General features: G+C 63.4%; 21 protein-coding genes and 1 riboswitch. Of the genes, 15 read left to right on the top strand and 6 right to left on the bottom strand.

Annotation, left to right across the window (positions count from 1 at the left end; all coding sequences use genetic code 11):
* Positions 1–559: 559 nt before the first annotated feature.
* The 5 genes from ACFY5D_RS12920 to ACFY5D_RS12940 all read left to right on the top strand — a co-directional run bounded on the left by ACFY5D_RS12920 (position 560) and on the right by ACFY5D_RS12940 (position 3,469).
* Positions 560–937 carry a hypothetical protein gene (locus ACFY5D_RS12920; RefSeq protein WP_387530226.1) on the top strand — a complete coding sequence of 126 codons (378 nt, stop codon included), beginning with the start codon at positions 560–562 and terminating at the stop codon, positions 935–937.
* Positions 938–1,167: 230 nt separating this feature from the next.
* Entirely contained in the window at positions 1,168–1,905 is a 738-nt protein-coding gene (locus ACFY5D_RS12925) for a hypothetical protein (protein ID WP_387530229.1), read from the top strand.
* Positions 1,906–1,939: 34 nt separating this feature from the next.
* Positions 1,940–2,296: a hypothetical protein gene (locus tag ACFY5D_RS12930; protein ID WP_387530232.1), complete on the top strand. Its 357-nt coding sequence runs from the start codon at positions 1,940–1,942 to the stop codon at positions 2,294–2,296.
* Positions 2,297–2,489: 193 nt separating this feature from the next.
* Entirely contained in the window at positions 2,490–2,849 is a 360-nt protein-coding gene (locus ACFY5D_RS12935; RefSeq protein WP_387530235.1) for a hypothetical protein, read from the top strand.
* A gap of 188 nt (positions 2,850–3,037) precedes the next feature.
* Complete coding sequence (locus tag ACFY5D_RS12940; protein WP_387530238.1) at positions 3,038–3,469, top strand: SRPBCC family protein; 432 nt, start codon at positions 3,038–3,040, stop codon at positions 3,467–3,469.
* A 31-nt stretch (positions 3,470–3,500) separates the two neighbouring features.
* On the opposite strand, the gene ACFY5D_RS12945 is transcribed toward ACFY5D_RS12940, so the two are convergent.
* A complete protein-coding gene (locus ACFY5D_RS12945) occupies positions 3,501–3,995 on the bottom strand; it encodes an Lrp/AsnC family transcriptional regulator (protein ID WP_387530240.1) in 495 nt (164 codons plus the stop codon).
* A 140-nt stretch (positions 3,996–4,135) separates the two neighbouring features.
* Between ACFY5D_RS12945 and kynU the strand changes: the two genes are divergently transcribed.
* The 3 genes from kynU (at position 4,136) to ACFY5D_RS12960 (ending at position 7,784) form a co-directional block, all read left to right on the top strand.
* Positions 4,136–5,425: a kynureninase gene (gene kynU, locus ACFY5D_RS12950; RefSeq protein ID WP_387530243.1), complete on the top strand. Its 1,290-nt coding sequence runs from the start codon at positions 4,136–4,138 to the stop codon at positions 5,423–5,425.
* 200 nt (positions 5,426–5,625) lie between these two features.
* Positions 5,626–6,987 (top strand): amino acid permease, encoded by a 1,362-nt coding sequence (locus tag ACFY5D_RS12955; protein ID WP_387531035.1) that lies wholly within the window; start codon positions 5,626–5,628, stop codon positions 6,985–6,987.
* A gap of 170 nt (positions 6,988–7,157) precedes the next feature.
* Positions 7,158–7,784 carry a thymidine kinase gene (locus tag ACFY5D_RS12960; RefSeq protein WP_387530246.1) on the top strand — a complete coding sequence of 209 codons (627 nt, stop codon included), beginning with the start codon at positions 7,158–7,160 and terminating at the stop codon, positions 7,782–7,784.
* Here ACFY5D_RS12960 and ACFY5D_RS12965 read toward each other — a convergent pair.
* On the bottom strand, positions 7,781–8,359 hold the full coding sequence (locus tag ACFY5D_RS12965; protein WP_387530249.1) for a TetR family transcriptional regulator: 579 nt from the start codon (positions 8,357–8,359) through the stop codon (positions 7,781–7,783). The genes ACFY5D_RS12960 and ACFY5D_RS12965 overlap by 4 nt on opposite strands.
* Before the next feature lie 84 nt (positions 8,360–8,443).
* Here ACFY5D_RS12965 and ACFY5D_RS12970 point away from each other — a divergent pair, with 84 nt between their 5' ends.
* From ACFY5D_RS12970 to ACFY5D_RS12980, 3 genes are all read left to right on the top strand, one after another.
* Positions 8,444–8,842: a phage holin family protein gene (locus ACFY5D_RS12970; RefSeq protein WP_387530252.1), complete on the top strand. Its 399-nt coding sequence runs from the start codon at positions 8,444–8,446 to the stop codon at positions 8,840–8,842.
* Between the two features lie 115 nt (positions 8,843–8,957).
* Positions 8,958–9,278, top strand: coding sequence for a hypothetical protein (locus ACFY5D_RS12975; protein WP_387530254.1), 321 nt, complete (start codon positions 8,958–8,960; stop codon positions 9,276–9,278).
* 178 nt (positions 9,279–9,456) lie between these two features.
* Positions 9,457–10,746: an adenylosuccinate synthase gene (locus ACFY5D_RS12980; protein WP_387530257.1), complete on the top strand. Its 1,290-nt coding sequence runs from the start codon at positions 9,457–9,459 to the stop codon at positions 10,744–10,746.
* 90 nt (positions 10,747–10,836) lie between these two features.
* Here ACFY5D_RS12980 and ACFY5D_RS12985 read toward each other — a convergent pair whose 3' ends face one another.
* A complete protein-coding gene (locus ACFY5D_RS12985; protein WP_387530259.1) occupies positions 10,837–12,495 on the bottom strand; it encodes an MFS transporter in 1,659 nt (552 codons plus the stop codon).
* A 99-nt stretch (positions 12,496–12,594) separates the two neighbouring features.
* Between ACFY5D_RS12985 and ACFY5D_RS12990 the strand changes: the two genes are divergently transcribed.
* Entirely contained in the window at positions 12,595–13,374 is a 780-nt protein-coding gene (locus ACFY5D_RS12990; protein WP_387530262.1) for a carbon-nitrogen hydrolase family protein, read from the top strand.
* A gap of 182 nt (positions 13,375–13,556) precedes the next feature.
* Positions 13,557–13,946, top strand: coding sequence for a hypothetical protein (locus ACFY5D_RS12995; RefSeq protein ID WP_387530263.1), 390 nt, complete (start codon positions 13,557–13,559; stop codon positions 13,944–13,946).
* A gap of 19 nt (positions 13,947–13,965) precedes the next feature.
* Here the strand turns inward: ACFY5D_RS12995 and ACFY5D_RS13000 are convergent, their stop codons facing one another.
* Positions 13,966–15,303, bottom strand: coding sequence for an MFS transporter (locus ACFY5D_RS13000; RefSeq protein WP_387530266.1), 1,338 nt, complete (start codon positions 15,301–15,303; stop codon positions 13,966–13,968).
* Positions 15,304–15,383: 80 nt separating this feature from the next.
* Between ACFY5D_RS13000 and ACFY5D_RS13005 the strand changes: the two genes are divergently transcribed.
* Positions 15,384–16,007, top strand: a complete 624-nt coding sequence (locus ACFY5D_RS13005; protein WP_387530269.1) for an ArsR/SmtB family transcription factor — start codon at positions 15,384–15,386, stop codon at positions 16,005–16,007.
* 61 nt (positions 16,008–16,068) lie between these two features.
* Here the strand turns inward: ACFY5D_RS13005 and ACFY5D_RS13010 are convergent, their stop codons facing one another.
* Both ACFY5D_RS13010 and ACFY5D_RS13015 read right to left on the bottom strand, forming a co-directional pair.
* The gene (locus ACFY5D_RS13010) at positions 16,069–16,566 is read right to left on the bottom strand and encodes a CoA-binding protein (RefSeq protein ID WP_387530271.1); all 498 of its coding nucleotides are present in this window, start codon (positions 16,564–16,566) and stop codon (positions 16,069–16,071) included.
* The gene (locus ACFY5D_RS13015) at positions 16,566–17,939 is read right to left on the bottom strand and encodes an O-acetylhomoserine aminocarboxypropyltransferase/cysteine synthase family protein (RefSeq protein WP_387530274.1); all 1,374 of its coding nucleotides are present in this window, start codon (positions 17,937–17,939) and stop codon (positions 16,566–16,568) included. The genes ACFY5D_RS13010 and ACFY5D_RS13015 overlap by 1 nt, the downstream gene beginning before the upstream one ends.
* Positions 17,940–18,107: 168 nt before the next feature.
* Positions 18,108–18,203: riboswitch (SAM riboswitch) on the bottom strand.
* A gap of 130 nt (positions 18,204–18,333) precedes the next feature.
* On the opposite strand from ACFY5D_RS13015, the gene ACFY5D_RS13020 reads away from it, so the two are divergent.
* Positions 18,334–18,885, top strand: a complete 552-nt coding sequence (locus tag ACFY5D_RS13020; RefSeq protein ID WP_387530276.1) for a histidine phosphatase family protein — start codon at positions 18,334–18,336, stop codon at positions 18,883–18,885.
* Positions 18,886–18,908 lie beyond the last annotated feature (23 nt).

Consider the following 18,908-nt stretch of genomic DNA (forward strand, 5'->3'; position numbering starts at 1 on the left):
CAACCCAGCGTCGACCTTAGGACCATGTCATGATCGGATTGCCTGAGAAAACGCCGTCGTCCCGTGAAGCGGTTCCCCGATACAGGGTTCGTCGGGTCAACAATGGTCCCTCCAACATACTGAGGGGGCGTATCTACGAAGTGGAGGCCACTCCCGCCGGAGCGATGATTCCGGCGTTCCGTGTGCGTGATCAGAGCCCGATCCGGTTGATGAGCGAAACGTCATGGCCATCGGTTTTGCTGACGAACGAGCCGCGAATGGATGCCCGGGAGGCCCGCCGACTTGTCGCACGCGCTGATCGGGCGCGCTGGGCCAGAAGTGGCGAAGGTTCGCGAGTTGGCGGGTGGGTGGCATCCACGCCAGATGACGATGGGCAGTACTGGCCGGTCGAGGGCGCCGAGGCCCGGCGTGCCCTGCTGGATGTCCAGTGGCTTGCCGAATGGTTTCGGGAGATAGTTGCCGGGGACTCGCTGGTTCATGTTTATTCGTTGATCGGTGCGGGGACCCCCGTTCCGCGTTGGATTCATTGGCCCGAACGGTTTGTCTTGAGGAGGTCGCGGTGCCTCGGAGGCATGCGTTTACCCTCGAGCGTCTGGGTAGCCTGCATGGCATTGACGCCAACGTTCTGGAAGCCGTCTATGAGCGGATCCCAGAAGACGATCATGCGTGGGCGTGGGCGCATACCCTTAACTTGCCGAAGATCCGTCAGCGTTGGCTTACTGGGCTGCAAGGCGACGAGCATCGGTTCATGGAGGTCGAATGCACTCCTCCGGGGCAGCAGCGGCCAGAGTGGACGAAGCGCGTGAACAACAGCCCGGAACTCATTGAGCCGCTCTTGGGACCAGAGTTTCAGGGTGAACTCAAGCGAACGGTTCTCAGGGAGTACGACGGGGGCCTGTACAAGTGGCAGTCGCTGTTCGTTGAGGACGTCATTTAGCTCATCGGTTCTGCTTCGGGGGTTGTTCGACGAATTGCGGGCACGCGCGGCGTATCGACCAACTGAAAACCACCGCAATCGTGGGCTTTGTCGCTTCCGGCGACGGTAAATGGGTGCGGGACTAGATCTAAGTTGGAGTTCTTTTGGTAGCGAATAAGCAGGAAAAGGCATGGAAATATCCGCCATTGAGCCGGTCGGATGTTATCGCGAGGTGCATACTCGTTCCGATTGTGCTTGCCATCGCAATCGTCGGGCCCCTTGTTGGCGGCCAACAGGACATGATGCTTCTGTTTGGAACCGTTCTTGGCTCTATATTCCTTGCAGCGATCTTGGCATTCATCGCTTTCGGGGCGCCGTTTACATTGTTTGCAGCGCTTCTTCTGGCACCTTATGTCATTTCCAGGTTCGTGCCCAATTTTTCCCCGGTCTTTCTAACGTGGTTCCTCTGCACGTTTGTTGGGTGGGTTTTAGGTTCGATGCTGCGCTCTGAGTGGGATCGGCGTCAGGGGCGTGGAGCACCGGCGTCGAAGCTCTCCGGTCAAGAAGGGAGCGATTCCTTGGAGTGGCGCGTGGGCCGGAAGACCTTCCGCGAGGGCGGGTTCTCGGAGGCAGCCCTGGCTGCCAAGATTCGGTCGTTGGACGGTGACAGGCGCACGCTGGTGAGTGCAACGCGCGGTGAGGCCTGTTTGACTGTCGCCGGAAATGCGGAGGGCGCGCTGGTCGTTTGCTTCTCGGCCGAATCCTCGAAGGAAGACCAGTGGAGCATGCTGACTTCTCCGGGAAGCGATCCCGGGCAAGCCGACGTGAAGATCGGGCACATGGTCATGTCGCATGCGTCCTGGGAGACTGCGACGCTGGAGAAAGCGTTGATTGCTGCGCACTACTTCCATCGGAAGGGCCTAGCGGACCCGCAGTTGACGTGGTTTAGCTCGCCGACGATTGCTGACTGGAGGACGTTGTCCGCATGAAATCCGTTCCGCATAGAGTAGTGATACTGGACTAATGACACCTCAAGTAGAAAGAAATTTACCAGAGGATATTTCCTCCAAGATGCTCTCGTTTGCGAACCAGCTTTATCAGGTAGGACTGCCAGAGGCTGCCGCAGCCTACGAGGATTTTGCGCGCGAGCTTGATGACGGCGCCACTCTTGACCGGTTGAGGGAGATTTCTGCAGAAGTGTTGGTGTCACTCAGAGCAGGTCCAATGAGTATCAGTGACCGATATTTAACTAACCTTGATGGTTCTCCCGATGAACCCGCCAATGAGAGATACTTCAGTCTCATTCACGATCTTCGAAAGTTCGCCCGCTCGAATCTTCGTGGAAAAGGAATTTCTCGGTTCTTTCGCGGTTTCCACTGAAGAAACGTCAGGCTGACGCCGGTCGTTGCCCGGTAGCGAGACCGCCGTGGGCGAATCGGTGCTGAATGCAGGGGGTTGCGGCGCTCACCCGACGGAGAGGGACCGGCCGCGGGGCATTGTTGCTGGTGCCGTTGCCTGTTTGCCTGCAAATTTACGTACCTGAGTCGCGGAAGCAAGGCGAGACAACAGCAAAATGGCCGATCAAGTAGGCAGCAATTCGTTCGAGAACACGGCCCGGCAGATGCGCGGGTTTGCGCAGTACGTCGACGGAATGCATCAACGGCAAATTGCACAGATTTGCGAGGAAGCCACGCGTAAGCTGGAGGACGGTGTTACGCAGGAGCACCTGTACAAAATTTGCAAGGCCATGTTGGATTCATTCACCGCGCATGCTGACGGGCTTCTCGTCAGCTACGTGCAAAAGCCTGATGGGTCCCCGGATGCGGAAGAGACCGAAAAGTACTATTCCTTACTCAATGATTTGCGGGCGTTTGCCCATCGGAATCTATGGAAGGCGAGGCTTTCGTGGATACCTCGCGGGTTTCGATGGTGATTAGATCGCTAGTGGCACAAACCGTGGCGATTGTTCGTCCGTAAAGCCAGCTGGGTTGGTCCTAATTGACAAGCAGAATGAATCGTTGACGATGGATCCTGTCGACTGATCCATCGCGTGTGCCTGAGGCCGAATTCTCGTTTCCCCTAAGCGTTTCATTCCCGGTCGCTTCGTGGCACGATTCGGCCATGACACGTTTTCAGGCTTTGGATGTTCAGGAGTCGATTCACGTTCCCGTCACACGGGTCTGGTTCTTGCTCACGGATTGGGTGGCCGCACCGAAATGGATGCCCGGTGTTGACTCGATGGAGGCTGAACAGCTCACAACGACCCCTGGGACGGTACTTGATTACCGCTCCGGGGAGCATGAACGCCAGCTCGTCATCACCGAGTTGCAGGATGGGCAATCCATCACGCTGGCGACTGGCAGCGGGGACATCAGAGTTCTTTACAGCTACGAGCTTTCGGAAGGACCGGGGCAAACTACGGTTCGACTCTTGGTGAGTGTTGACGCCGCGGCCGAACTCGAGGATGAGGTCGGCGAGCTACTCGCAGCGATTGCCGATTCGGAATCCGGAACCCTGAAGGCGCTGCGAATCTACGCGGAGGCCGCGCCCTAAGCCGAGGCGCTCTGGTTCGGTTGCGACGCCGTCACCCTGCGGGGGACAGGTGCTCGAAAACCAGATTCGTTTGAGTTGAGGCGAACGCCGCCTTGGCGCCTAGGTGCTGCGCCACGAAATCCCGCAAGGCTTCAACCGACTGGCAGATGACGTGGACAAGGATGTCTGGCGTTCCGCCCAGAACAAAGACGTCCTGCACCTCCGGAAGTGCCTGCAGGACCCTGGCGGATTCCAGCATTTCGTTCCGCGCGTCGGGACGAACCATGACCGACACCATTGCTGTTATCTGCAATCCCAGTAGCCGGGGGTCGATGTCCGCGTGGAAGCCTCGAATGACACCAGCGTCCTGTAGTGCCCGGACGCGACCCAAGCACGTCGACGCAGCGATCCCCGCCCGGGAGGCCAGCAGGTTGTTGGGGGTCCGGGCATCCTTGCTGAGCTCTTGAAGGATGATCAGATCGGCGTCGTCGAGCCGAACCGTATTCTGTTGCCGGTGGTGGTTCTTGATGCTTCCCGAATTGAGCACGAAATTCTCCTCAGAATCTGAGCATTTATTCACTAGACTACCAACCGCTCGATGAATAATTCTATGATTGGCCATCAGGCATTGAGGGTTTGCGGATTGCTTCACGCTCTCTCGATACGTCAAGAAAGGCAACAAATTCCATGAGCACCCCCACCCTTCGAACCGACCGTGCAAGCTTGCAGGCGGCCGACAACAAGGACAGCCTGGCCCGTTTCCGCGAGCGATTCTCGCTGCCCGAGGGGTTGATCTACCTTGACGGCAACTCACTGGGCCCGCTCCCGCTGGGCGCAGCCGAGCGCGCAGCCGATGTCATCAACAACGAATGGGCGCACGGGCTGATCCGCTCCTGGAACACCGCCGGTTGGTTCGATCTGCCGTCCCGATTGGGCGACAAGGTCTCGAAGCTCATTGGCGGCAACGACGGCGAAACCGTCGTCACCGACACCACGAGCCTGAACCTCTTCAAGGCACTTGCTTCCGCCGTGCGCATCCAGCAGCAGGATGCCCCGGGACGCCGCGTCATCCTCACCGAACGCGACAACTTCCCGACCGACATCTACATTGCCGAGGGCATCAGCGATTTCCTGAACTCGGTCAAGGCCGAAACCGGCGAACACTATGAAGTCCGCCTGATCGACGAAAACCTCAGTCTGGCAGAGGCCCTCGACGATTCGGTCGCCGTCTTGGCGCTTTCGCACGTGAACTACCGAACCGGTGCCATGTGGAACATGAACGAGGTGACCGCCGCGGCCCACGCCGCTGGGGCCTTGGTCATCTGGGACCTCGCGCACGCGGCCGGCGCTGTTCCGGTGGACCTGAACGGTGCCAACGCCGACTACGCCGTGGGCTGCACCTACAAGTACCTCAACGGCGGCCCGGGTTCCCCTGCCTTTATCTGGGTCAATGCCCGCCACCAGGGGCGCTTCTGGCAGCCGCTGACCGGTTGGTGGTCCCACGCCGCACCGTTCGAGATGGCCGACAGCTACACGGCCGCCAACGACGTGCGCCGCTTCCTCTGCGGAACCCAGCCGATCACCTCCATGGCCATGGTCGAATGCGGGCTCGATGTCTCGCTCGAGGCCGACATGGACCAGGTGCGTGCGAAGTCACTGGCGCTCACCGACCTCTTCATTGAGCTGGTCCGGGAACGCTGCGGCGAATTCGGCCTGGAACTGATCACCCCGGAAAACCACGCGGAACGCGGCAGCCACGTCAGCTTCCGCCACCCCGAGGGCTACGCGATCATCCAGGCGCTGATCGGCCGCGGCGTCATCGGCGACTACCGCGAGCCGGAGGTCCTGCGCTTCGGCATCACCCCGCTCTACCTGTCCTACACCGACATCTGGGACGCGGTGGAAATCCTGCGCGACATTCTTGAAACGCGGGCCTGGGATGTCCCTGCCTACAAGTCCCGCAACGCCGTCACCTAGGACTCGCTAGGCCGCTCAACAACAACCCAATGGATGGCCGCCGGGAACACCCGGCGGCCATCCACAGGAATCGCCATACCCAAAAACCTTTCTGCAATACTCACTCCCACCATCCGAGGTCACTCATGAGTTCGTCACTGGATAGCATCAAAAAAAGAGAAGCCGGCCTGTCCCGGCAGCTGACATCCCGGCAATTGAGCATGATCGCCCTGGGCGGGGCCATCGGCACGGGCCTCTTCCTGGGCAGCAAGTTCGCCATCTCCTTCGCGGGCCCGAGCGTCATCATCAGCTACGCCATCGGCGGTCTCATTGCCGTGCTGCTGATGGGAGCCCTGTCCGAAATGACGGTCGCCCACGCGACCACGGGATCCTTCGGCGCCTTCGCCGAGCACTACATCAACCCCTTCGCCGGGTTCATGATCAAGTACCTGTACTGGTCCTGCATCGTGCTGGCCGTCGGCACAGAGGTCACCGCCGTCGGCGACTACATGCAAATGTGGTTCCCGGGGGTTCCCCCGATCGTCTGGGTCCTGGGCTTCTCGGCACTGCTCATCGGCGTGAACATGTTCAACGTCAAGGCCTTCGGCACCCTCGAGTACTGGTTCTCCGCCACCAAGGTCTTCGCCATCGTCGCGTTCATCCTCGTCGCGGCGGTGCTGGTATTCGGCGGATCCAACCCGGACTTCGGGTTCCACAACTACCAGGCAGAGGGCGGCTTCTTCATGGGAGGCGCCAAGGGCGTCTGGTTCGCGGTCATCCTGGCGATCTTCTCCTACCTGAGCATCGAGATGATCGCCGTGGCGGCCGGCGAGGCCAAGGACCCCGAGGTCGCTGTCAAGAAGGCCTTCAAGGTCACCCTGGTGCGACTCTTCCTCTTCTACATCCTGACCCTGTCGCTGATCCTGGCGATCGCCCCGGTGAGCAAGATCCTCGAGGGCGGCAGCCCGTTCGTCACGGTCATGCAGGTCATCGGCATCCCGTACGCCGACTCCATCCTGAACTTCGTGGTCATCATCGCGGCACTGTCCGCCATGAACTCCCAGCTCTACATCTCCACCCGCATGATGTTCTCGCTCTCCCGCGGTGGGCAGGCCCCGCGCATCTTCGGCAAGGTCCGCAAGAACGGCGCCCCGGTCAACGCGCTGCTGCTTTCCGCCGGCGGAATCGCCATCGCCACCCTGATCTACGCGGCCAACCCGGAAACAGGGTTCACCGTGATGATGGCGCTGTCGATGTTCGGCGCCATGGCCACCTGGATGCTGATCTTCGTGACGCACCTGTTCTTCCGCCGCGCCCACCAGCGCAGCGGCGAAAAGCTGAAGTACAAGCTGCCGTTCTACCCGCTGGGCTCGCTGGTTGGCGCCCTGCTGATGGCGGCCCTGCTCATCACCACCCTGTTCACCAAGGAATTCACCATGACGTTGATCTTCGGGGTTCCCTTCGCCCTGGTCGTCGCGGTGCTCTACTTCGTGATGCGCAAGCGCATGGTCCCCGCCGACGGGGCCGAAGAAGCCGACGAGGAAGAGGCCCCCGAGTCGCTGCCCGTGGGCGACCCGGCGTAGCGCACGGCAGACCCTCGGCCGGCTGGATCCGGCGATGCCCGGTGTTGGGAAAGTCCTTGAGTGGGCTTCCCCGGCACCGGGTATTGCCGTGCCCGCAGGCAGTTGCCGTGAAGCCGGTGCGGGCGCCAGCGCATAGAATCGTGCACGATGCCCAACACGAAAGGAACGATGTGGCGAAGCTGTATTTCCGCTATGGTGCAATGAATTCGGGGAAGTCGACCGGCTTGTTGCAGACCGCGTTCAACTACGAGGAGCGCGGCCAGCGGGTGCTGCTGGCCAAGCCGGGCATCGACACCAAGGGCGATTCCGGCATCGTTTCGCGTCTGGGCATGGACAGGGACGTCGATTTCCTGATCCCGCCGGAGGCCGATGTGCGCGGGCTTTTCGCCGCCCACGCCGCGGGGGACGACCCCGACGCGATCCTGCAGCACGTCGACGCCCCGCCGGTGGCCTGCCTGCTGGTCGACGAGGCGCAGTTCCTGACGGCAAGCCAGGTCGATGACCTGTTCCGCATCGCGGTCATCGACAACGTCCCGGTGCTTGCCTACGGCATACGCTCGGACTTCCGCACCCATGCGTTTCCCGGCTCGCGGCGCCTGCTGGAAATCGCGCATTCGCTCGAAGAGCTCAAGACCATCTGCCGCTGCGGGCGCAAGGCCGTGTTCAACACGCGCAGGGTCGGCGACAAGATCATCTTCGACGGGGACCAGGTGGCGATCGACGGGGACGACGTTTGGTACGAGTCGCTGTGCGGGGCCTGCTACCTGGAAGCCTCAGGGGGCCGTCTGGGGGATTAGGCCCCGGCCGCCGCAGCGTGCTCGAGGGAAAGCCCCTGCAGGATCACGCGGACACCGTACTCGAAGGCCTCCGGGCCCAGCTCCACGGTGTTTCCCTCCACCTCCGGCGTTCCGGCCAGTGCCTGGGACTCCTGGTGCGCGGCGATGGAGCCGAGGAGGTGGTTGAGCAGCAGGTGCCTGGCGAACAGCGCCTGCTCCCGGGGGATCCCGACCAGCTGCAGAAACTCCAACAGCCAGGCCAGCGGGGCCAACGCATCCGGGCGCATGGACTGCGCCAGCTGGATCACCTCGGCCGAGTCCGGAACCGTGATCAACGCGGTGCGCAATTGCTGCAGCAACGAGGCGATGGCCAACGGCGCCATCGCCGGAACCGGGGTCGCCGGCTGCGGCACGGACCCGAGCAATTTCGCCGCCACATCCACCAGCAGCTCCTGCTTGGATTTCACGTGCCAGTACAGGGCCCCGACCTGCACCTCGAGTTCCCGGGCGAGCCTGCGCATCGAGAGGTCGGCCAGGCCGAACTTGGAAAGCACGTCCACTGCGGTGTCGATGAGTTGTTCACGGGTCAGGGCCATGGGATCCAGTCTAGGGCGGCATCGGAAATAACTTGTTTCCGCTGTACCGCCCCAAGTCACAGTGCTGGCCGTACACTCGGATCCATGATTCGTTTCCTGATTCGACTGGCCATTTTCATAGTCTCGTCGGCCCTGGGCCTGCTGGTGACGAGCTGGATCCTGGACGGGTTCAACATTCATGCTTCCGGCTTCATCGTTGCGGTCTTGGTTTTCACGGTGGTGCAGTCTGTCATCGCGCCCTTCGTGGCGACCATGGCCAGACGCTACGCCTCGGCATTCCTGGGCGGGGTCGGGTTGATCGCCACGGCATTGGCGCTTTTCATCGCCCAGCTTTTCCCGGGAGGCTTGACACTGTCGGGCACGAGAACATGGGTCCTGGGCACGCTGTTGGTTTGGCTGATCAGTGCACTGGGAACGTTCCTGCTGCCGTTTTGGTGGCTGCGGGAGAAGCGCAGGGCACGCACTGCCTCACCTGATGCCTAGGGAAAACCCATGGCAAAACACCGCCGAGGAAAAGACGCGGTCTTGATCCCTCGACGAAACGACCAAAGCGGGGTTTGATGGGGTCATGAGTATGCAATTTCCAACACCCGAGGCCATGGCCGAGTACCAGCGGATTGCCCGCACCCTGCTCGGCGAAGGGGTGACGCCGGGAAAGATGTTCGGCAAGGACGCCTTGAAGTTCGAGTCCAAGGCCATCGCATGCCTGCAAGAGGACCGGATGGCGTTCAAGGTCGGCCGCGACAGCAAAGCCATGTCGCAGGGGATGGAGTGCCCCGGTGCGGAGCTTTTTGACCCCTCGGGCCAGGGTCGGCCGTTCCGTGATTGGGTGGCGGTTCCCGAAAGTTCGATGGAACGATGGGAGCAGCTGGCCCAGGCCGCATTATCTGCGGCGAGCGAGCCTGAAACCGACTCCTAGCCGCCATAAATCCACTCGACGTTCGTTCTTCGGGTAAACTCGTGACGTAAGAGCCCCTTACTGTTCTTCCTGATCCATGCGTGGACAGTGGAAGAGCGAGGGGCATTTCTGCGCCCGGCACCGCCGGGACCCGGCATTATGTGCCGGCCGCGCTGAATCGAGCAAGGGGGAGGATCCCATGCCAGCAATCGTGATCGTCGGAGCCCAGTGGGGCGACGAGGGCAAGGGTAAGGCCACAGACCTTTTGGGTGGCCAGGTTGACTACGTTGTGAAGCCAAACGGTGGCAACAACGCCGGCCATACGGTCGTCGTCGGCGGTGAAAAGTATGAGCTCAAGCTCCTGCCCGCCGGCATTCTTTCGCCAAACGCCATCCCGATTATCGGAAACGGCTGCGTTGTAAACCTCGAGGCTCTCTTCGAGGAAATTGAGGGACTGCAGGCCCGCGGGGCCGACACCTCAAAGCTGCGTGTTTCCGCAAACGCACACCTGGTGGCCCCGTACCACCAGACCATGGACAAGGTCACCGAACGCTTCCTGGGCAAGCGTGCCATCGGCACCACCGGTCGCGGCATCGGCCCGGCCTACATGGACAAGATCGGACGCCTGGGCATCCGCGTGCAGGACGTCTTTGACGAGTCCATCCTGCGCCAGAAGGTCGAGGGCTCGCTGCTCCAGAAGAACCAGCTGCTGGTCAAGGTCTACAACCGCCGCGGCGTCGAGGTCGACGAGATCGTCGAGTACTTCCTGTCCTTCGCCGAGCGCCTGCGCCCGATGGTCATCGACGCCACGCTGGAACTGAACAACGCGCTGGATGCCGGCAAGGTGGTGCTCATGGAGGGCGGCCAGGCCACGTTCCTGGACGTCGACCACGGCACCTACCCGTTCGTCACCTCGTCGAACCCGACCGCCGGCGGCGCGTCGGTGGGCTCGGGCATCGGCCCGACCCGCATCACGCGTTCCGTGGGCATCATCAAGGCCTACACCACCCGCGTGGGCGCAGGCCCGTTCCCGACCGAGCTCTTTGACGACATGGGCATGTACCTGCAGAAGACCGGCGGCGAATTCGGTGTCAACACCGGCCGTCCGCGCCGCTGCGGCTGGTACGACGCCGTGTTGGCCCGCCACGCCTCGCGCGTGAACGGCTTCACCGACTACTTCGTCACCAAGCTCGACGTGCTCACCAACATCGAGAAGATCCCGGTGTGCGTGGCCTACGAGGTCGACGGCGTGCGCCACGACGAAATGCCGATGACGCAGACCGACTTCCACCACGCGAAGCCGATCTTCGAGTACTTCCCCGGCTGGACCGAGGACATTTCCACGGCACGTACCATGGAAGACCTTCCGGAAAATGCACGCAACTACGTGCTGGCGCTTGAAGCAATGAGCGGGACCCGTTTCTCCGCCATCGGTGTTGGGCCGGATCGCGAGCAGACCATCGTCCGCCACGATCTGATCAACGACTAGCAATAACCGCACACGCGAGGGCGTGGCACGGGCCTGGATGAGCAACCGCTCTCCGGCGCGGGCCACGCCCTCGCTGCGTGTTCCGGGGTTCTAGCCCCGTCCGGCATCCCGTTCGGGCGCCAGCGCCCGAGCTTCCTCCGGGATCGGGACGGCCCGTGCCGCACGGCTGACCTGAAGCGAGCCGATCCATCCGATGGCCAGGCAGACCACCGCGGCAACCATGGCCGCCTGGACGCCACTGGTGAAGGCATCGCCCAGGGCCCCGGCGACCTGCTCCTTATGCTCACCGAAGGCCGCCCCCGCGTTGCCGTGCAGCACCTGCGGAATGAGGCCGCCCGCGGAATCGCTGAGCCGCCGGGCCCAGACCGCCGCGTCGAGCCCCGGAAGGTCCAGGGCTGAGAGGGAGACGGTGGCCGCGTGGGTTGTCGCCACGGCCAACACGCTGCCGGCGATGGCCGTGCCGAACCCGGACCCAAGCTGGCGCAGGGTGCTTTGCGTTGCCGAGCCCTGTCCTGAGGCCTCCGGCGGGATGTCGCGCAGGACCGTGCTGGTCAGCTGCGCCGAGGCCAGTCCCAGTCCCAAGCCGTAGACCACCAGAAGCAGGACCAGCGGGAGCATCGGGGCCCCGGCGCCGATGACCCAGGCCAGACCCGCGACGCCCGCGATCTCCAGCCCCAGCCCCAGGACCACCACCCGGTCGGCGCCCATGGAAGCCGCCAGGTGCCTGGCCATGGCCCCGGACAGGAAGGCTCCGGCGGCCATGCCGGCCAGGATGAGCCCGGCGCCCATGGCATCGGTGTCCAGCACGTTGATCAGGTACAGCGGCAGCACCAGCAGCAGCCCGAACTCGCCCATGGCCACCATCGTGGCCGTGGCGTTGCCCCAGGAAAACGTCGCGTGGGAGAAAAGCGAGACATCCAGCAGCGTGCTCTTGAGCTGCCGGGCGCGCCGCGACTCCCACCGGATGAAGGCAACCAGCGCGACCACGGCGACCGCCCCGAGGATCGGAATCGGCGAGACCGGGGCATCCGCGCCCCAGTGCAACGGGCCCAGGTCGACGGCTGTCCGCGGCACCAGCCAGCCCCAGCTCGGCCCCTCGATCAGGACAAAGACCAACAGCCCGAACCCGAGCGCGCTGAGCAGGACGCCGCCGACGTCCGTCCCGTGCTCGCGGTGCCCGGTGGTGGTTTCGGGGACGACGCGCCAGATCCCCACGAGGACCAACAGCCCCAGCGGCAGGTTCACCCAGAAGATCCAGCGCCAGTCCAGGTACGTGGTGAATGCGCCGCCCAACAGCGGGCCCAGGGCAGCGGCGCCGGACATGACGGCTCCCCACACGCCGAAGGCGGCCGCACGTTCCTTGCCGCGGAAGATGGAATTGACGCTGGAGAGCGTCGAGGGCAGGACCGCGGCCCCGCCGACACCCTGCAGGGCGCGGGCGGCGATGAGCGTCGTCGCGTCGGTGGCGAGGGCCGCGGCGAGGCTGCCGGCCACGAAGATGGCCACTCCGATGGCCAGCAGCCTGCGCCGGCCGACCCGGTCTCCGAGGCGCCCCGCCGTCATCAGCAATGCGGCGAGCACCACCGAGTAGAGCGAATTGACCCATTGGGCCGATGCCAGGTCCATGCCGAGGGCCTGGATCATGCTGGGCAGCGAAACCCCGACGATCGTTCCATCGAGCACGATCATTGCCAATGCGCCGGCCAAAACCACCAGCGCCAACCACTTGTTCTCGCGTTTTGTCGTCACATTCCATACGGTACGGCTGACATGGCCGATCGCGAATCCACCAAATGGACGATCATCGCTAGGCTGGAATCCAGAACGTTGGCAACGAAGGGAATCGTCATGAAGGTGAGTGTCGGACAGTTTGCGCCCACGGGGTCAATCACCGAGAATTTGGGGACCATGGCGCGGCTCGCCGCGCGGGCCAAGGACGAGGGCGCGGGCCTGGTGCTGTTCCCCGAGGAGGCAATGCTTGCCGTGTCCAAGGTCGAAGGCGGCCTGGACAAAGCCATCGCCGGGCACTGGACCGCGTTCGTGCAGCAGCTTTCCTTCATCGCCGCCGAGCACAAGATCGCCATCGTGGCCGGAGGCTACGAGGAAAGCGGCGATGAACGCCCCTACAACACCCTGGCCGCCGTCGCCGAGGACGGCCGGATCCTGGGGACCTACCGCAAGATCCACCTTTACGACGCCTTCTCCTACCAGGAGTCCACGGCCATCACCGCCGGTCCGGTGGAAGCGCTGCCGATCTTTGAGATCGGCGGACTCAAGGTCGGTGTCCTGACCTGTTACGACCTGCGCTTCCCGGAGCTGTCCCGACGCCTGGCGGTCAACGGGGCCGACGTCCTGCTGGTGGCGGCCGCCTGGTTCAAGGGCGAGCACAAGATCGAGCACTGGGAAACCCTGCTCAAGGCCCGTGCCATCGAAAACACCGTGTGGGTCGCCGCCGCGGGAACCAGTTCCAGCCACACCATCGGGCACTCGGCGATCCTGGATCCGATGGGCGTGCCCGTCGTTTTCCTGGATGACGACGCCGAGGGACTGGTGACCACCGAGGTCACGCGCCGCCGCATCGACGAGGTGCGCGAGTTCCTTCCGGTGCTCGAGAACCGGCGCCTCTAGGAAATCGAACTTCAGGGGTCGGTCGTTGGGGTGGGTCCCGGCGGCCGGCCTTTGTCGTTCCGCGGCGGAACCCTGGTGTGCCCGTAAAAACACCCAATTTCAGACGACATCGAGATGTACGGCCGCGCGTATGCCATTTATCATTGATGCCGAAAGTAGCTTCAACTAGGCAAGGTAGAGAAGTGGGCAATCCCGAAACGCAAATGAGCGAAGAGATCATCGAGGAATGGGCAGAGGTGACCAGTCGTGCTTACAACGACGCGCTCACCGGACTGGAACTGTCCCGGGTTCCTGCCGTTGTTGCGGCCTTCATTGACCTGTACGAGCAGAGCAAGAACCTGACGTTCAACGCCGACTACTCGCCGTCGGATTACTTCGAGGAGCATCCGGCAAAGGCCATCGCCAGCATCCTGGACTCAAGCGACGCGCTGGAGCTCTTGGACGATGACCACGAGGAAGCGCTCGAGGACATCCTTGAATTCACCGAGGCATGGGCCCAGTTCGATGGGAACCAGCAGCCCGATCTTGGCGTTTCCGAAGCCGACGACGATGACGAAGAGTCCGGTTGGTAGGGCGTTCCGTTCGATCTAGCTAGACGGACGAAGCTTGCTTGTAGGCCGCTGCGCGTGCCGCCCACCCTCCGGGGCCGGGGAGCGTGCGCAGCGGCTTGTTTGCGAGTGCAATGATTCCTGCCAGCGCCGCGATGGAAGCGCAGGATGCCAGCAGTCCGGTCCACCCCAAGAGCGGGAAACCGAACCCCGCGATCAGCGGGGCCAGGGGCAGTGCTGCCATGCTCATCAGGGCGGAGGCACTGGTGGCCCGGCCCAAAAGCTCGGTGGGAACGGCCGCCATGAAATAGCCGCCAATGCCGGCGTTGATTGCCGGTGCCCCGAAAAGCGCAACGGCCAGGACAACGCAAAGGGCTGCGGTCTGTTCAACGAACGGCAAGACCCAGAGGGCCGCGATCGCCAGGAACAGCCCGGTGCAGGTGAGGGCACCGCTGGGAATCCGCCTGATCAGCGCGGGGGCGACCAGGCTGCCCAAGAGCATGCCCGCGCCGATCGCCGCCGACACCCAGCCGATGGTCGCCGCCGATTCACCGCGGCGTTGAAGCGCGAAAATGACCGACGTGATGGAGGCGTTGGTTCCAAGGTTGATGATGACGGAAACCAGAAGGATCGCACGCAGGTCCTTTCGCCGCCACAACCACTTCAGGCCTTCACCGCTTTCCTCGGCGAAGCCGTGAGCCCAACCGGTCCGCCCGGCAAGTTCCTGCCGGTTCGTTGCGACGGCATCCGCTTCCCGGATGTGTGTCGGCAGGACCATGAACTTGGCGAACAGCGTTGCCGTGGCGTGAATCGCTGCGACGGCGGCCAAGGCCACGGTTTGCGAGACCGCGAGCAGGATGCCCCCGAGTGGGCCGCCGGCCAGGGAAACCACTGCATCTCGGCCCTGGTTGGCGGCGAGGGCCGAGCCTAGCTGGGTTTCCGGCAGCAGGTCCTTGAGTGCCGCATCGGATGCCGATCCGAACAGCCCGTTGCGCACGGACATCAGCAGGTGAAGGGTGAGCAGGCTCCAAAAGGTCAGGTGTCCGGTGGCGGCGACGGCAACAAGGCCGAGCCCGATTGAAGTGCCGGACATGCCGCCGATCAACATGAGCCGGCGGCGGTTGTGCCGGTCAGCCAGGACGCCGCCGGGCAACGTGGCGAGCATTCTGCCGAGCATCCCGGCCGCGCCGATGATGCCGGCCTGTGCCGGGGAGTTGGTTGCGACCAAGGCTATGAGTGGAACCGCAAAGGAGTGCAATGCGATTCCGAGGGCCGAGCCGGTGTCCGAACCGAGCCAGAGCAGGTAGTTCCGGTTGCGCCACAGTGCGGGGGCCGGGGTTGTGGTCCTCGTGCTGTTCTTCGCGCTGGTTTTGGTGGTCATGCACCCAAGAGTAAACCCGCAAATTTAGTTGCGCAATAGAATTTGCGCAACTAAATTTGTGGAATCTGTACACTGGTGGCATGGATCCAAAGGAACGGAATTCCACCGAAGAAACAACCATCACCATGACCTCTTCAATGCTCAAGGCCATGGCGAATCCCCTGCGCCGCCGCATTGTCGCGACGCTCTCGGCGACGGACTCTGCACGCGCCACTGATTTGGCCGAGCGACTTGATGTCCCGGCCAATTCCCTGAGCTTTCACCTCCGGGTGCTGGCCTCGGCAGGAATCGTCGAAGAAGCTCCGGAGCTGGCACGTGATCGTCGGGATCGAGTCTGGAGAGCGGTGCGGGGGCGATTCAGCGTTGGAAGTCCGGAGGCGCCCAGCTCGGCCGACGATGCCCTGGTCTTGAAGACGTATGTGGGGCAGCAGGGTCAGGAGCTGGTGCGCCAGCTTCAAGCGGTCCTGGATTGGGGCAACGCGTATGCCACGGGGAACGAGCCGGACATGCGGGGTGTGCTTGACCTTTCAAACCTGATGCTGAATGCCGATGAGGTGAAGGTTCTTGAGAACCGGATCATGGACGTCGTTGGAGAAGCCAAGCGGGAAAGCCTGCGCAACGCCGACGATGGGAGTGACCGCAGGTTGTGGCACCTCACCACGATGATGGCCCGCGAGGACCTTCCGGGACTTGCCCAGGATTAAATGTTTAGGGGTGTGCCCGGCCGCATTGGCCGGGCACACCCCTAAAAGAAGCAGTTGCCGGCTATGCCAGCAGCTGGCGCTTGGAAGAAATCACGCCGGTGTTGAAGCCTGCCAGGCGCAGGCCGCCGTGGAAGCGGGCGTGCTCGATCTTCACGCAGCGGTCCATGACCACGTCCAGGCCGTTGGCCTCGGCCTTGGCCGCGACCTCCTCGTGCCAGGAACCAAGCTGCAGCCAGAGGGTCTTCGCCCCGACGGCGATCGACTCGTCAAGCACGCCGGGCAGGTCGTCGTGCTTGCGGAAGACCTCGACCATGTCCGGGGTCTCCGGCAGGTCGGCAAGCGACTTGTAGACCGGCTGGCCCAGGATCTCGTCGAGCACCGGGTTCACGAAGTAGACCTTGTACTTGGAGCTGGACAGCAGGTAGGTCGCCACGAAGTAGGACGCGCGCGACGGCTTGTTGGAGGCTCCGACCAGCGCAATCGACTTGGTGTTCCGCAGGATGTCCAGGCGTTCGGTGGCGTTCGGGCCGACCCAGGTGCGGGCTTCGGTGGCGGTCATTACTTGGCTCCCGTCGTGGCGGCGGCGCGTGCCGCGTCGATGGAGCACGCGGCCCCGTCGTAAACTTCCTCGGCGGGTGCGTCGAGCACCTGCTGGGAGGCGGTCAGGGCCTGGTCCAGGTCCCAGAGGATGTCTTCGAGGTCCTCGAGTCCCACGGAGAAGCGGATCAGGTCCTCCGGCACGCCCGCCGCGACCAGCTGGTCGGCGGTGAGCTGCTGGTGGGTGGTGGAGGCCGGGTGCAGCACCAAGGTGCGCACGTCGCCGATGTTGGCCAGGTGGCTGGCAAGCTGCAGCGCCTCGATGAAGGCGGTGCCGGCGGCACGGCCGCCGTTGATGCCGAAGCTGAAGACCGAACCGACACCCAGCGGGAGTAGTTCCTTGGCGCGCTCGTGGTGCGGGTGGGACGGCAGGCCTGCGTAGTTCACGTAGGAAATGCGCGGGTCGTTATCCAGCCATTCGGCCACGGCCTTGGCGTTGGCCAGGTGCGAATCCATGCGCTGCGGCAGGGTCTCGACGCCCTGCAGGAGCTGGAACGCGGACTGGGCCGGAAGCGCCGGTCCGATGTCGCGCAGCTGCTCGCTGCGCAGCTTGGTCAGGAAGCCGTACTCGCCGAAGTTGTCCCACCACGAGACGTTGCCGTAGGAGGCCACGGGTTCGGTCATGGACGGGAACTTGCCGTTGCCCCAGTTGAACGTACCGGCTTCGACGACGACGCCGCCGAGGGTGGTGCCGTGGCCGCCGAGGAACTTGGTGGCCGAGTGGATCACGATGTCGGCGCCGTGCTCGATGGGGCGCAACAGGTACGGGGGAGTCAGCGTGGAGTCGACGACCAGCGGCAGGCCGGCGGCGTGGGCAACCTCGGCCAGGCCCTTGAGATCGGCGATGTCGCCGGACGGGTTCGCGACGACCTCGGTGTAGACGGCCTTGGTGTTCTCGCGGATCGCCGCGGCGAATTCGGCAGGGTCGGTGGAATCGACGAACGTGGTCTCGACGCCGAAGCGGCGCAGGGTCACGTCGAGCTGGGTGATGGTTCCGCCGTAGAGCTTGGAGGAGGCAACGATGTGGTCGCCCGCGCCTGCCAGCGCCGCGAAGGTGATGAATTCGGCCGCCATGCCGGAGCCGGTGGCGACGGCGCCGATGCCGCCCTCGAGCGAGGCGATACGTTCCTCGAAGGCCGCAACCGTCGGGTTGCCGATGCGCGAGTAGATGTTTCCGTACTTCTGCAGCGCGAAGAGGTTCGCGGCATCGTCGGAGTCCTTGAAGACAAACGAGGTGGTCTGGTAGATCGGGACGGCACGGGAACCGTGCTCGGCATCCGGGGTGCCGCCGGCATGCAGTGCGCGCGTGCGGAATCCAAATTGATGTTCGGCCATGAGGGTGGCTGACTCCTTGCGTATGTGGCAACGGCCGCCCGGGGTACGGACGGCCCTCGCCTGTGGGGCTGGGGTGGTGCTTCTCCCGGGTCAATGCGGTGCCGGTTCGCCCAGGACAGGGTCCGCAAGGACCCTCTAGGGGTTCAGCACCGAAGATTGCTTACGCGCTCTCCATCGTTTCTGGCGGTAGCACCTTGTTCACCGGAGTGTGAAAGGTTGCTGCGGCGTCATGGAACCAGATCTCTCGGCCGCTCGGGATGGGGTGTTGATCCATTGTGGCAAGAAATCGACCAACAGCCAAAGATTGTGAGCTTAGGTTGCGAATGCTGAGACGAAAATCGAAGAATCTGCGCCGCCCCGATGGCCGGGATTATGCCGGGCTAGGCTTGTGGGCATGAGTGCAACGTTGGTTTTGGTCCGTCACGGAGAAACAGCCTGGAATGCCGAGGGCCGTCTCCAGGGCCAAACGGATATTCCGTTGAACGATGTGGGCCGCGAACAGGCCCATGTCGCGGGCCAGGAATTGGCCGGCTCGAGCTGGGATGTCCTTGCGTCGTCGACCCTGGGCCGTGCGGCGGAAACCGCGGAACTCATTGGGCAGAACCTTGGCCTGGCCCTGACCGAAAAAATCGACGGACTCCGGGAGCGTCACTACGGAAACGCCGAGGGACGCGTGGTCTATGACCTGCCGCGCGAGGAAATCGACGTGCTGCTGCGCTCGGCGGAACCAGAGGAAGCCGTGGCCGCGCGAGGCATCCGGGCGCTCTGCGACCTGCTGGAGCGCCACGAAGGCAAGCGCATCATCGTGGTTGCCCATGGAACGCTGATCCGGCTGACCGTCGATGCGCTGGTTCCGGGACGCAAGACGCCGATCATGCGCAACGGGCAGATTCTCGAGGTCGATATCCCCTTGCTGCGGCGCCATGCCGCAGCCCCCACGCACTAGCGCGATCACTGCCCCCGGCCGCA

The sequence above is a fragment of the Paeniglutamicibacter sp. NPDC012692 genome, assembly GCF_042901625.1.
GTDB lineage: Bacteria > Actinomycetota > Actinomycetes > Actinomycetales > Micrococcaceae > Paeniglutamicibacter.

Excerpts from the sequence above, each read along its gene's own strand:
- ACFY5D_RS13010 (WP_387530271.1), bottom strand. The coding sequence starts at position 16,566 with ATGACCGCCACCGAAGCCCGCACCTGGGTCGGCCCGAACGCCACCGAA.
- kynU (WP_387530243.1), top strand. The coding sequence starts at position 4,136 with ATGAGCACCCCCACCCTTCGAACCGACCGTGCAAGCTTGCAGGCGGCC.
- ACFY5D_RS12975 (WP_387530254.1), top strand. The coding sequence starts at position 8,958 with ATGGCCGAGTACCAGCGGATTGCCCGCACCCTGCTCGGCGAAGGGGTG.
- ACFY5D_RS13000 (WP_387530266.1), bottom strand. The coding sequence starts at position 15,303 with ATGACCACCAAAACCAGCGCGAAGAACAGCACGAGGACCACAACCCCG.
- ACFY5D_RS12935 (WP_387530235.1), top strand. The coding sequence starts at position 2,490 with ATGGCCGATCAAGTAGGCAGCAATTCGTTCGAGAACACGGCCCGGCAG.
- ACFY5D_RS13005 (WP_387530269.1), top strand. The coding sequence starts at position 15,384 with ATGGATCCAAAGGAACGGAATTCCACCGAAGAAACAACCATCACCATG.
- ACFY5D_RS12965 (WP_387530249.1), bottom strand. The coding sequence starts at position 8,359 with ATGGCCCTGACCCGTGAACAACTCATCGACACCGCAGTGGACGTGCTT.
- ACFY5D_RS12955 (WP_387531035.1), top strand. The coding sequence starts at position 5,626 with ATGATCGCCCTGGGCGGGGCCATCGGCACGGGCCTCTTCCTGGGCAGC.
- ACFY5D_RS12980 (WP_387530257.1), top strand. The coding sequence starts at position 9,457 with ATGCCAGCAATCGTGATCGTCGGAGCCCAGTGGGGCGACGAGGGCAAG.
- ACFY5D_RS12970 (WP_387530252.1), top strand. The coding sequence starts at position 8,444 with ATGATTCGTTTCCTGATTCGACTGGCCATTTTCATAGTCTCGTCGGCC.
- ACFY5D_RS13020 (WP_387530276.1), top strand. The coding sequence starts at position 18,334 with ATGAGTGCAACGTTGGTTTTGGTCCGTCACGGAGAAACAGCCTGGAAT.
- ACFY5D_RS13015 (WP_387530274.1), bottom strand. The coding sequence starts at position 17,939 with ATGGCCGAACATCAATTTGGATTCCGCACGCGCGCACTGCATGCCGGC.
- ACFY5D_RS12990 (WP_387530262.1), top strand. The coding sequence starts at position 12,595 with ATGAAGGTGAGTGTCGGACAGTTTGCGCCCACGGGGTCAATCACCGAG.
- ACFY5D_RS12940 (WP_387530238.1), top strand. The coding sequence starts at position 3,038 with ATGACACGTTTTCAGGCTTTGGATGTTCAGGAGTCGATTCACGTTCCC.
- ACFY5D_RS12930 (WP_387530232.1), top strand. The coding sequence starts at position 1,940 with ATGACACCTCAAGTAGAAAGAAATTTACCAGAGGATATTTCCTCCAAG.